At 60.0% G+C, this 11,862-nt stretch carries 9 protein-coding genes; 3 read left to right on the top strand and 6 right to left on the bottom strand.

All coding sequences use genetic code 11. The annotated features are described in order from the left end of the window. Nucleotides 1-31: 31 nt before the first annotated feature. On the bottom strand, nt 32-2,881 hold the full coding sequence (locus tag HSW_RS20215) for a 2-oxoglutarate dehydrogenase E1 component (RefSeq protein WP_044003533.1): 2,850 nt from the start codon (nt 2,879-2,881) through the stop codon (nt 32-34). A 291-nt stretch (nt 2,882-3,172) separates the two neighbouring features. Continuing rightward, entirely contained in the window at nt 3,173-4,372 is a 1,200-nt protein-coding gene (locus HSW_RS20220; protein WP_081768522.1) for an SMP-30/gluconolactonase/LRE family protein, read from the bottom strand. A 460-nt stretch (nt 4,373-4,832) separates the two neighbouring features. Here HSW_RS20220 and HSW_RS20225 point away from each other — a divergent pair, with 460 nt between their 5' ends. Then, a complete protein-coding gene (locus HSW_RS20225; protein WP_052346681.1) occupies nt 4,833-5,354 on the top strand; it encodes an RlpA-like double-psi beta-barrel domain-containing protein in 522 nt (173 codons plus the stop codon). A 44-nt stretch (nt 5,355-5,398) separates the two neighbouring features. On the opposite strand, the gene HSW_RS20230 is transcribed toward HSW_RS20225, so the two are convergent. Together HSW_RS20230 and HSW_RS23885 are read right to left on the bottom strand one after the other, a co-directional pair. Next, nucleotides 5,399-6,412 (bottom strand): hypothetical protein, encoded by a 1,014-nt coding sequence (locus HSW_RS20230; RefSeq protein ID WP_044003535.1) that lies wholly within the window; start codon nt 6,410-6,412, stop codon nt 5,399-5,401. Nucleotides 6,413-6,586: 174 nt separating this feature from the next. After that, nucleotides 6,587-6,988, bottom strand: coding sequence for a hypothetical protein (locus HSW_RS23885; protein WP_044003537.1), 402 nt, complete (start codon nt 6,986-6,988; stop codon nt 6,587-6,589). Nucleotides 6,989-7,147: 159 nt separating this feature from the next. Here HSW_RS23885 and HSW_RS20240 point away from each other — a divergent pair, with 159 nt between their 5' ends. Beyond that, nucleotides 7,148-9,205: a WG repeat-containing protein gene (locus HSW_RS20240; RefSeq protein ID WP_044003539.1), complete on the top strand. Its 2,058-nt coding sequence runs from the start codon at nt 7,148-7,150 to the stop codon at nt 9,203-9,205. Between the two features lie 17 nt (nt 9,206-9,222). Here HSW_RS20240 and HSW_RS20245 read toward each other — a convergent pair whose 3' ends face one another. Next, entirely contained in the window at nt 9,223-9,645 is a 423-nt protein-coding gene (locus tag HSW_RS20245) for a DUF6799 domain-containing protein (RefSeq protein WP_044003542.1), read from the bottom strand. A 191-nt stretch (nt 9,646-9,836) separates the two neighbouring features. Between HSW_RS20245 and HSW_RS23205 the strand changes: the two genes are divergently transcribed. After that, nucleotides 9,837-10,184, top strand: coding sequence for a hypothetical protein (locus tag HSW_RS23205; protein ID WP_052346682.1), 348 nt, complete (start codon nt 9,837-9,839; stop codon nt 10,182-10,184). Between the two features lie 69 nt (nt 10,185-10,253). Here HSW_RS23205 and HSW_RS20255 read toward each other — a convergent pair whose 3' ends face one another. After that, entirely contained in the window at nt 10,254-11,810 is a 1,557-nt protein-coding gene (locus HSW_RS20255) for a hypothetical protein (protein WP_052346683.1), read from the bottom strand. Between the last annotated feature and the right edge of the window lie 52 nt (nt 11,811-11,862).

Below are 11,862 nucleotides of genomic sequence, written 5' to 3' on the forward strand. Positions count from 1 at the left end.
GATTCCTCGCGCTGCTCGGAATGACCCAGGACTAGTCCTGCTTCTTGGCTACTTCGGCGGTGGCTTTGATGTTATCGTCGGCCACGGCTTCCTTGGGCTTGTCGAAGGCGCGGGCCACGAGGTCCTTCTGCTCCTTCACGTGCACCTTGTTGTAGCCGGTAGCCGGCGAGGCCGAGGGCTTGCGCGAAATCACGTCTTCCAGCTCGCGGCGCATGAAGCGCAGCAGGTAGTTCCAGTAGCCCATGTTCTCGGGCTCTTCCTGCACCCAGTACACCTTAGCTTTAGGGTACTTGGCCAGCTCGGCGTCGAGCTGCTTTTTGGGGAAGGGATGCAGCTGCTCCAGGCGCACAATGGCCACGTCGGTGCGGCCCGACTGCTGCTGCTCGTCCAGCAAATCAAAGTACACTTTACCCGAGCACAGCAGCACGCGCTTCACCTTCTTGGCGTCGGCGTACACGTCGCCGAGCACCTCGCGGAAGTGGCCGGAGGTGAACTCCTCCACCGGCGACACGCACAGCGGGTGGCGCAGCATCGACTTCGGCGACATCACTACCAGCGGCTTGCGGAACTCCCAGGTCAGCTGGCGGCGCAGCGCATGGAAGAAGTTAGCCGGCGTGGTCATGTTGGCCACGATGATGTTGTTTTCGGCGGCCAGCTGCAGGAACCGCTCGGGGCGGGCGTTGGAGTGCTCCGGGCCCTGGCCTTCGTAGCCGTGGGGCAGCTGCAGCACCACACCGTTCATGCGCTGCCACTTGCTTTCACTGCTCACAATGAACTGGTCAATCATGGTCTGGGCGCCGTTGGCGAAGTCGCCGAACTGGGCTTCCCAGATTACCAGGGCCGTGGGGTTGGCCATGGCGTAGCCGAATTCAAAGCCCAGCACCGCGTATTCGCTCAGCAGCGAGTTGTAGATGCTCAGCTTCTCCTGGCCTTCGCCGATGTAGTTCAGCGAGTTATACGGGGCCGAGGTTTCGGCGTCGTGCAACACGGCGTGGCGGTGCGAGAACGTGCCGCGCTGCACGTCCTGGCCGCTTACGCGCACAATGTGCTTCTCATCGAGCAGGGAGCCGTAGGCCAGCAGCTCGCCGGCGGCCCAGTTCAGCATGCGCGTCTCGAAGAACATCTTCTTGCGCTCCTCCATCAGCTTTTCAATCTGCTTCAGGGGGCGGAAGCCTTCGGGCAGCGTGGTCAGAGCCTTGCCTACTTTGGCCACCACTTCCTCGCTGATACCGGTTTCCGGCGACTTCTCGAAGTCCTCGGGCTTGCTGCGGCGCAGGCTGCGCCACTCGTTTTCGAGGGCCTGGTAGTTGTAGGGCAGCGGCTTCTGCTTCACCATATCCAGGCGGGCCTGCAGGGTGTCGCGGAACTCCTTGTCCATCTGCTGGGCCAACTGCGCGTCCACGTCGCCGCGCTGTACCAGCATGGCGTTGTACACCTCGCGGGGGTTCTGGTGCTTGCTGATGAGGTTGTAGAGCGTGGGCTGGGTGAACTTGGGCTCGTCCGACTCGTTGTGGCCATGGCGGCGGTAGCACACCATATCAATGAAGATATCGGCGTGGAACTGCTGACGGTACTCGGTGGCGAGACGCACGGCAAATACCACGGCCTCGGGGTCGTCGCCGTTCACGTGCAGCACCGGCGCGTCGATGATCTTTGCGAGGTCGGTGCTGTAAATTGAAGAGCGGGCGTCCTCGAAATCGGTGGTGAAGCCCACCTGGTTGTTAATCACGAAGTGCAGCGTGCCGCCGGTGCGGTAGCCTTCCAGCAGTGACATCTGGGTCAGCTCGTAGCCGATGCCCTGGCCAGCCAGCGCCGCGTCGCCGTGAATTAGGATGGGCAGAATCTGGTGGTAGTCGCCACCGTACTGGTGCTCAATCTTGGCGCGCACGAAGCCTTCCACCACCGGGTTCACCGCCTCCAGGTGGGAGGGGTTGGGGGCCAGCTTCAGGTTCACTTTCTTACCACCTTCCGTTTCCACCTCCGACGAATAGCCCATGTGGTACTTCACGTCGCCGTCGCCCATGGTTAGGTCCGGTACGGCCGTTCCCTCGAATTCTGAGAAAATCTGCTCGTAGGTTTTGCCCATGATGTTGGCCAGCACGTTCAGGCGGCCGCGGTGGGCCATGCCAATCATCACCTCCTGCACGCCCAGCTCCGAGGCCTTGTTAATAATAGCATCGAGGGCCGGGATGGTGGTTTCGCCGCCTTCCAGCGAGAAGCGCTTCTGGCCCAGGAACTTCGTGTGCAGGAAGTTCTCGAACACCACGGCCTCGTTTAGCTTCTTGAGGATGCGCTTCTTGTACTCCACGCCAGGGTTGAAGCTCAGCGAGTCCTTCTCCACCTTCTCGCGGAACCAATCGAGTACCTGCGGGTCGCGGATGTACATGTACTCGAAGCCGATGGTGCGGGTGTACACCTTCTGCAAAGCGGCCACAATCTCGCGCAGCGTGGCTTCCGAGCCCAAGCCCAGCACTTCGCCGTTCTTGAATTTGGTATCGAGGTCGGCGTCGCTCAGGCCGAAGTCGGCAATGTTGAGGCGGGCCTTACGGTCCTTCCGCTCGCGCACCGGGTTGGTTTTGGCCACCAAATGGCCGCGGCTGCGGTAGGCGTGAATGAGGTTGCGTACCTGCGTTTCCTTGTCGGCCGCCACCGTATCCACAGCCCGGACGGCGCCGGCCTGGTTGGTGCTGGCCGAGGTGGTCAGTACGCCTTCGCCATCGGCCTGCGGCATCCCGTCTTCGGGGTACTGCTGGGCGAAGTCGAAGCCTTCAAAGAATTTCTGCCAGCTCGCATCCACCGACTGCGGGTCGGCCTTATAAGACTGGTACAGGTTGTCGAGGTAGTCGCCGTGGGCGTTGGCGATATAAGAGTTGGCGTCCATGCGGTGGGAGCTGGTGGTGTCAGGGGGTAAAGGTAAATAGCCTGATCAGGAAGTAAAAACTGATATGCGCATGTACAAATAAACCTGTTAGTCAATTAGATAATTCTCCCTGCGTTTCTTACACAGGTACCGATGTCCAATCTATCAAATAAATACAAAAGCCGCTCCCGTTGAATTGGAACGGCTTTCGCTGAAGTAGTAGCGCGAACTTTGCAGTTCGCGCCCCCGAACGACTACCGTTGCTACGGCGCGGGGACGCGAACTACAAAGTTCGCGCTACTGCTTGCGGTGCTACTTCAATGCCATCTTGAAGATGTAGTAGGGTTGGTCCTGTTGGCCGATACCCTTGTTCCAGGTGGCGGTTTTGTGGATGGCCGAGGTGGTCACGTACAGCATTTTGCCGTCGCCGGAGAAGGCAAACGTATCAGGCCACTCCAGGCGCGGGTCCTGCACCACCGTCTCGATTTTGCCGGCCGGCGTGCGGCGCTTAATCGAATGATCCTCGAAGGCACTCAGGTACAGATTGTTCTGAGCATCGATTTCCATGCCGTCGGAGGCGGGCACTTTGCCCAGATCCTCAATTTGGGCGGCCAGCTGGGCATCGGTGAGGGCGGGGTTGCGCAGGGCTTCCGTTTTAATGCGGAACAGGGTGTAGCTGGTCAGGGGCTTCCAGTACAGGTACTGCATATCCTGGCTCAAGGCAATGCCGTCGGCGTTGAACTGGGCGCGCTTGCCGGTGGCATCAATGAGTTCCTTACCGTCGGCCTTGATGTTGAGCGTGGTGTCGCCCATCATGGACGAGTGGCCCGCCAGCAGTTTGCGCGCCTTGCCCGACTTCAGGTCCACCACCACCAGACTGCCCACACCCGACTCGGTGATGTAAGCATATTGGTTCTGGGTGTCGATGCGGACATCGTTGAGGTAGGATTTACGCGAAGCCACGCTTTCCGGGATGCTGATATTCTGCACCACCTTGTCGGTTTTGGGGTCAATCTTGACCAGCTTAGGGCCGCCGGGCACGGTGCCTTTGATGCCGGGCGAGGCCGGATCGAGTACCCATAGCATGCCGGTTTTATCGGCATGCACGCTCTGGGGGCAGATCCAGTGTTTCTGGGGCTCGTTTTTCACGGTTTCGTTCCAGGCGCACCAGTCGGCGTCGGGGTAGCCTTTCACCGAGCCATCGGGCATCACCTCCGCAATGGGGTTCACGGGGTTGTTGTCCCAGCGGGGGAAGTCGGCAAACACGCGGCCGTCGGGCAGCACGGCCACGCCCACCATCTGCGGCTCCCGGAACTGGGCCACCACCTGCAAAGGCGAGTTGGCCGGCGCTACGGGCGCGGTAGCCTGCGTGGAGTCAGTGGCAGCGGTGGTACCGCTGGCATCGGTAGCGGGCGTGGAGGGCGAGGAGCAGGCCTGCGCAAACAGGGCGGCCGCCAGCAAACCGGTAGCGCGCAAAGGCGCGGAGGCGAAGGGCCGGGAACTAGTTGACATGCGGGTGTTGGTTGAGAAGGAACAGAATATGCAGAGCGCGGCAAACCGATGCCGGACATATAGGCCATACGGCTACTCAAACACATAGTTTTTGCCCGCAGGGCCGCTGGCACAACCTCCCGGTTCCGGCTTACGTATGGGGCCAGACTATAGCCAAGGCACGCCTATTTTCGACTAACTACATTAGCAAGCATTCGAAAAGTCGATTTAAAAAAAAGCTGTACCTTTGAGCCCTCGAAAATGACATCATTTTATAAGTGCAATTAATTATATAATTTATCTATATTTACCTGTTATTTATTGGTTTCCACGCTTGTTTCGGCCTTTCTGGCCGCTGACTATACCACAAAGGAGCCTCATAAAGTCTGCTAACGCAGATGGCGCTCTGTCCCACTAGCCGAGTCGGGCCGGCTGTCCATTCTCTCCGGACAACGAGCGAGAGTCCACGAACCCAAACGTCATGTCCATTGCGTTATTCCTACTAACCTTCCTCTTTCCCCCCCGCACTATTTCTGTCCCGGCTCTGGCCCTGCCTTCCACCGTTGCCAGCCTGAGCCCCCGCCAGGTATCCGTCGCCATACCGGTAATTGCCTTGAAAAAGGCGCCCAAAACGTTGTCGTACCGCGTGACGGCAACCACTTACTGGCCCGAAGTGGGCCAGACCGACGCCGCCCCGATGGAAACTGCTGACGGCTCCATCATTCCGGCCCGTCATTCCAGCAAAACCCGCTGGCTCGCCGTTTCCCGCGACATGCTCGATAAATGGGGTGGACCCTTCCACTTCGGCGAAAAAGTACGCGTGAGCGGTATTTCCGACGCCCTCGATGGCGTCTACATCATTCATGATACCATGAACCGCCGCCACCGCCACTGCGTGGATGTGCTGGTGAATGAGCGGGAGTGCAAAAACGGCCTCGAAGGCCTCTGGCCCGATATCCGGCTCAGCAAACTTGCCCCCGAACCCGTTTGGGAAGCCAGCTAAACCCGCTGACTCCCGCTTAATCAAGCATTTACTTCCGGCTTCTTTCAGGCCTCCGGATACTGCGACAGGTATCGGGGTTGGCCGTCCGCATCATACAGGAAGGTGAGCGGGTGAGCCGGGTCGCGCAGAATTTCCGTGAGCGGAATCTGCCACCGTTTCCACATTTCCAACAATGACTGCCCGTAGGCGCTGTTATCCCAGGGATTGAAAATATCCCCAGTTATATCGTCGATGAGCGTATCCATGACCACTTCCGCGTCGCCGGGCTTTACGGAGCGGGGGTAGTAGTCGGGCACTACGTTGAGCAGGTAGGCGGCGTAGTACACCCGGGCCTTGAACTCGGCTACCTGCACCGGGTGCAGGGGCCGGTAGGCATCCTGGTACACGCGGCTCATGGCCTGCCGGATAATGCCGTTATCGACCAGACAGGCCACCAACACGGTTTCATCGAGCTTGATGCTGAAAGCAATGGTGCTCAGGTCGTCGTCGTACTCGAAAGGCATATCGTCCTGGGCGGGGTCAGTTTCCAGCACGAATACGGAGCCGGGCACGAAATCCTCAAACTCCATGGGCACCCGCAGGGCCTGAAACGGCTGGTAAAACGCCTGAAACCGCCGGAGCAGCTGGGCATTTTCGGCCAGTGGATACTGGGGTTTGGCCAGCGGGTCCAATTCGTTGAGCAGTTCCGTCACCAGCACACCATAGAACATCTTTCCCAGCCACAGAAACAGTGTTTGCTCATCCAGGTCGCGGAAGCCACGCGTGCCTTCGCGGGAAGCCAGCTCCACCCGGGCCTCCAAGGGCTCAACGTGGTGGGTACGGCAGGTGGGGCAGCAGGCAATACGCAGGTCCTGGTAGGCGGCAATGCTCATATCCAGCAGCTTGATTTGCCGCTCGTGCAGGCGGTAGCGCGTCATCAGCCACTCAGCAAACACCGGCACCGTATCCTGCGGGGGCGTGGTGGGCGCACCGCATAGAAAACAGTTGCGCATGCTGAAACGCATGTTTTCGAATGGGTCGTACAGAGCGAGGGGGGCGAGCGGCTGGAATTCAGACATAGGAAGCAAACTTACAAGGGCAAAAGTACAGGACACACGAGGTGAGTTGCTGCACCGGCCCAAAAACAGACAGCTGACTACTACGCCGCCGCCCGATTGTTTTGCCCGGAATGCACTGCGCCCTGACCATTTCTTTGGTCAGGGCGCAGTGCATTTGGCATAAATGGCCGCTGGTTAGCGCGACAGAGAGGAACCCAGCTTCACTAGCAGCTTGCCCAGCTGGGCTAAGGGCGCGCTGTAGTCACCAGTAGTTTCTTCGGCTACTTTGGAGGTTTCATTACCTAGGGAAGCCAGGGTTTCGGCCAAGTCATGCGACTGGGTATCAGTGGCCGACAGCTGCTGGTGCAGCGTTTTCAGTTCCTGAATAATTTTAGCTAGGCCCGGCCGCTCGGAGGCGCGCAAAACTTCCGTCCACCGCTCAATTTCGGTAAGGCCATGCTGGCTGTTGTGGCCGGGCGCACCAGCATTGAGCAGGGTGAGGGTGTCTTCCAACAGGGCCGAATTTTGCTGATCGGTCACTTCCAGCGGAACGGTAGGCAGAATCTGATTTTGGGGTGTGGGGGCGGTAGAATCCATGAGCAAGTTCAGAAGGAGGATGCGAAAAGAGGTTACGCAAACGCGCAAAAGGCTATACTTACCACAACCCGGAAAAGTTGGCACATCCTGCTATCCACTTCTGCGTACACCCCCGGCGGCCCCAATTGGCCGGAAAGTTGCGGTTCGCGCCGCCCGCTTATGTTGCACACCTACCTTGCCGCTCCCTTTGCCTCTCCCACCCGCCAGCAGCAGTTTGAAGCTGTTGCGACGGCCCTCGCCGCCGAACCCGGCACTCCGTTCACGCTGCTGCTTGGCAACCTGAGCCTAGCCAGCGCACCCGCTATTGATGCGGTACTGCTACGGCCGCGCAGCCTTACCATTGTGCAGTTGGTACCTGGCGGCGGCGTACTGCACATTCCGGACCTGCGGCAGGCGCCCTGGCATCTGGATGGGGCCGTACTGGAGCTACCTGATGAAGCGCTTAACCCGTTCGTGCGGTTTGAGCAGCAAAGAACCTTATTGGCGCGCTGGCTGGAAGAACAGCTGCCCCCGGAAGCAGCTAATCTACAGTTTATTACCGGGCTGGTATTGTTTGGAGCACCGGTGCAATTTGGGCCGGGGGTAGAGGCCCGCATGGCGGCCGTACCATCCGCCTCTACGTTTCACTTGTTGCCCGACCCGGCCCGCTTTACCCGCCGCCTGGCTCAGCTGGCTACTCCGGAAATTGACCTGACACCCGAAGACCTGGAGCAGCTTCCTCAGCAGCTCGGCTTGTTGGCCGGGTCAGCTGCGCCCGCGTCTACCACCAGTTTCCCCACGGCCAATAACCTGCTGCGGCAAAAAGCCGGGCAGCTCTGGCGGTGGTTGGGGGCAGAGGATATGGCGGACCTTGATCGGACTTCAACAGGCTATGAAATTGATCTGGACGCCCGCAACCGGGAAAAGGAGGAGCTGGAAAACCTGCGGGCTCAGCTACAGCAGGATATGCAACAGCAGCTCCGGGCCCTCGAAGACCGGGAAAATGAGCGGGAGCAGCGCATTGCCCAGCTGCAGCAGCAGCTTACGGTAGCGCCGGTAGCGCCGGAGGCCCCCGACCTGCAAGCGCAGCTAGCTGCTGAAAAGCGCGAAAAGCAGGTGCTGGAAGCCTCGGTCCAGACGTACCGTACGGACCTGGAGACGCGAAATCAGGAGTTGGGAGCCAAAATTCAGCAACTCGAAAACCTGATTGAGCGGCTGGCTAACTCCCCGGTTACCCCAAGCCCACCGACTACTGCGGCAGCTTCCTCCCCGCCGCCAGCTGCGCCGCTTCCACCAACCGGTTTGCCGGTTGCTACCCCTACCACGTTCCCGGCTCCTGACGAAGTGCCCGCTTCTGCGCCCCCGGTTGCTGCCCATCAAGCACTACCTTCTTCCGCCAACGAGCCTGTTCAACGGGCCCAGTTCGGGCGGCCGGCCAGTGCCCGGCAGTCCCTGGGCGGAGCCTGGGCGCGGTGGTGGCCCGTGGCGCAACGGTGGCTGGCGCAGCAACAAGCCCGGCTTCAGCGGAGCCCGCAGCTAAGAAGACTACCCGCTCTGCCCAAATGGGCCGGATACGCGGCGGGCGGCACGGCCGCGTTGGTACTGGCGGTGGGCGTCACGCGCTGCAACAAACAGGATACTCCCACCACATTTGAGCAACAGGGCCGGGTTGGGCTACTGGCGGCCAACGGTGATACGCTGGTGCCCGCCCGCTATACCAGCATCGGGGAGTTTCGGGAAGGCCGCAGCGTGGTGGAGCAGGATGGCGTATTCGGATTTGTGCAGATTGATGGTCAGGAAGTAGTCAAGCCCGCCTACGATGCGCTGTATCCGTACGCCGACGGCTACGCCCGGGCCCGCGTGGGTGGTCTCTATACCTTTCTCACGGAGCAGGGAGAGGAGTTCAGCACATACTATTTCGCGGCCCGCAACTTCACGGAAGGCTGGGCTGCCGTGCTCGATTATCAGGGCTGGCATTACATCAGCGGGCCGGAAGAACCTGCTGCACCAGTAATTTTCCAGGAGGCTTACTCGTTTGAGCAGGAAGTAGCGCGGGTAAAAACCGGCGGCAAATTCACCTTCATCAGCCCCGATTACTTAGCTGATACCACAGCAGGCGTGGCCCCGTTCGGGCGCTACACCAGCGCCACCGACTTTGATGCGCAGGGTCGGGCCCGGGTAGTGCAGAACGGCCGCACGTTTTTTATTGACCGGAACGGGGCTGAAATCAAGGAGTAAGCGGCCAACTCCCGGGGCTAGTCGTCGTGCTTTTTGCCTTTGTGCTTGAACTTGCCTTTGCCCCGGCCACGCAGCCACCCCTGCCACCCCCGAGGCACCGCCGCTTGATAGCGCGCAGCAGCCGGTACTGGTGCTACCGCGCTGGCCAGTTGCAAATGCCCATCGGGGCGGCGGCTGATAGTGGTTTCCTCGCCGAGCAGCGTGCAACCTTGGCCGTCGCGCAGCTCGATGCGGCGGCCGTCGCGCTGCACCACAAATCCGTCGCGGGTGATGAGGCGACCGTTGGGCAGGTGAACATCATGCGGCATAGGTCGGATTTCACCGTTGCGCACCACGTACATCGTACCGTCGCGCCGCTGAAACCCATCGTTGGCCTGCGCCTGAGTTCGGTAGCCAAGGGCAAGCAAGAAAATAAACAGCAGGCTGGTAAATACGCGCATCGGAAGAAAACTAACCGGTTGTAAGGCGAGGGAAGCAAATGCCATACGGGAAGTAGCCGGTGAAGTTCAGCAACAAAACCGGGTCGAAATTCTGTAATCAATGGCGGGTTACCTTCCTGTGGCACGGCCTATTAAGCACTGACCGGCCGGTTAGCGTCGGCTTTCATTTCACCTTTGCCTTCCCAATTTCCATGAAAACCATCTTCAAATCCCTGTTCATTGCTGCCGCCGTTGCTTTCTCCGCTACTTCCTGCACCCAGGAGGGCAAAGAAAACGCCGACGCCGCTGCTGCCAATACCGAAGCTGCCGCCGAAAACGCCGGTGATGCTGCCGCTGCCGAAGCCACCAACGCCGCCAATGCTACCGAAGCCGCCGCTGAAAACGCTGGCCAGGCCATCGAAAACACGGCTGAAAATGCTGCCGCCAAAACCGAAGTTGCTGCCGACAAAGCTGCTGCCGAAACCAAAGAAGCTGCTGCCAACGCCGCCGCCGCTACCGAAAAAGCTGCCGGCGACGCCAAAGCTGAACTGAAGAACTAAGCCGTTGCCGGTTATAAGCCGGTACGCTGTTCCTGAAAAGCCTGAACCAGTTGCTGGTTCGGGCTTTTTCTATGCCGATACTTTTACCGGAATTTTCGCCGACTCCGGTTCCGAAACGCCCGCTAACTCCAGCAATACGCTGTAGTAAGGCCGGCCCTGCACGCGGGCATACAGCCAGCTGTAGAAGCTCAGCGCCTGCAAGTCTTCCTGTTCCAGCGGCACAAACGAGGGCAACGTAGTGGACCGTGCCGCAAAACCAGCCGATTTCACCACCAGCGGGTCCTCAATAATATCGCGCACTAGTTGCAGGTAGCCCAGTACCGCCGCATAGCCGCCGCCGTCGTTGCCGAAGCGTTCCTTGATCAGGCGCTCAATAGCCCGCAGGCGGTTCTGGGCCAGGTCATGGTTACCTAGTTCCAGCTGAATCAGCATTTCGCCCATGTTGCGGTTCAGTACCCATTCCACGCCCATTTCCTGCTCGCACCAATGATCTGTGCGGCCAATGGCCAACAGGGCTTGATTAGCTTTCTGAAACTGGCCTTCGGCGAAGTAATGAAAGCCCAGCCCCAGGCGGGCCGTGAGCTGCTCCCGAGGCGGTAGCACGGTTTTCAGCACTTCTTCCAACAGCCGGATACTATCGGCGTTGCGCCGCAGGAAGGCGTAATTGGCGGCCAGCAAAAATGTATAGCGGCCCCGAAACGCTGTGCCGCGCAGACGCGGCCCCTCCTCCAGCAGCACCCGCAGCCGCTCCAGATACTCCACCGACTCGGTGAACCGGCGGGTGCGGTACAGGGCGTGGGCAATCATGTACAGTAAGCCCAGTTGCGCCTCACGGTGGGCCGGCTGAAAACCATGGCGCTTTTCCATCAGGTGGTAGCAGCGCATTACGAAGGGCGCAAACGTGAGGTAGTCGCGCCGCACCAGCATGGCGGCCCGGGCCAGCGACATGAGCCGGTAAAGCAACGCCGGCCGGCGCGCAAACGCCTCCTGCAAATCGTACTCCCGCAACACTTCCTGCAAAATCCCATCAAACGACTCGCCGGCCCGGCCCTTTACGCGGGCCTCGCGCAGGCGCTGCCGGATGAGGCTGTCGGCAATATTAGCGCGCTCTTCTTCGTCGGCAGCTTTTTTGTTGAGGTGGCGGCGCCGGATAATGTCCAGCAGGTCGTCGGCGTGCTGACTGCCGGCACGTGCAATCTGGAGGTTATACACTGTGTTGAGCAACTCGTACTGCTCATTCTGCTGGGCCAGCTTTTCGGCTTTGCGCAGCATGTTCCAGGCCAGCCGGCCCACGCCTACCTCAAACAGGTACTGGGCCAGCGTGAGCAACCCGCGCACCGAAGAAGCCGCCGTGGGATCCTGCTGGCGTTGGCGCAGCAGCAGAAAATCGGTGAGGTGGCGCATAAGCCGCTTGCGCAGGGCGTAATAGGCCACGGCATTGGGCTCCTCGGGGTAGAGGCGGGCCAGCAGCTCATCGGTAGCGTACTCCTTCTGGTGCAGCAGCAGGTCGCAGAGGCGTACATCCATGCGGCCCTTCTGCTTGCGCCGCTGCCGCTGAATAAACTGCCGGAATTCCTTGCGGTCATCCGGGGAAAACGTGCTGAGCGTGGTACGCAAATCATCCATACCGGTAATATAGAGGCACGGTTTGCAGAACCCAAACACCGGGTCTGACAAG

Source organism: Hymenobacter swuensis DY53 (genome assembly GCF_000576555.1).
GTDB lineage: Bacteria > Bacteroidota > Bacteroidia > Cytophagales > Hymenobacteraceae > Hymenobacter > Hymenobacter swuensis.

Excerpts from the sequence above, each read along its gene's own strand:
- HSW_RS20215 (WP_044003533.1), bottom strand. The coding sequence starts at position 2,881 with ATGGACGCCAACTCTTATATCGCCAACGCCCACGGCGACTACCTCGAC.
- HSW_RS20220 (WP_081768522.1), bottom strand. The coding sequence starts at position 4,372 with ATGTCAACTAGTTCCCGGCCCTTCGCCTCCGCGCCTTTGCGCGCTACC.
- HSW_RS20225 (WP_052346681.1), top strand. The coding sequence starts at position 4,833 with ATGTCCATTGCGTTATTCCTACTAACCTTCCTCTTTCCCCCCCGCACT.
- HSW_RS20230 (WP_044003535.1), bottom strand. The coding sequence starts at position 6,412 with ATGTCTGAATTCCAGCCGCTCGCCCCCCTCGCTCTGTACGACCCATTC.
- HSW_RS23885 (WP_044003537.1), bottom strand. The coding sequence starts at position 6,988 with ATGGATTCTACCGCCCCCACACCCCAAAATCAGATTCTGCCTACCGTT.
- HSW_RS20240 (WP_044003539.1), top strand. The coding sequence starts at position 7,148 with ATGTTGCACACCTACCTTGCCGCTCCCTTTGCCTCTCCCACCCGCCAG.
- HSW_RS20245 (WP_044003542.1), bottom strand. The coding sequence starts at position 9,645 with ATGCGCGTATTTACCAGCCTGCTGTTTATTTTCTTGCTTGCCCTTGGC.
- HSW_RS23205 (WP_052346682.1), top strand. The coding sequence starts at position 9,837 with ATGAAAACCATCTTCAAATCCCTGTTCATTGCTGCCGCCGTTGCTTTC.
- HSW_RS20255 (WP_052346683.1), bottom strand. The coding sequence starts at position 11,810 with ATGGATGATTTGCGTACCACGCTCAGCACGTTTTCCCCGGATGACCGC.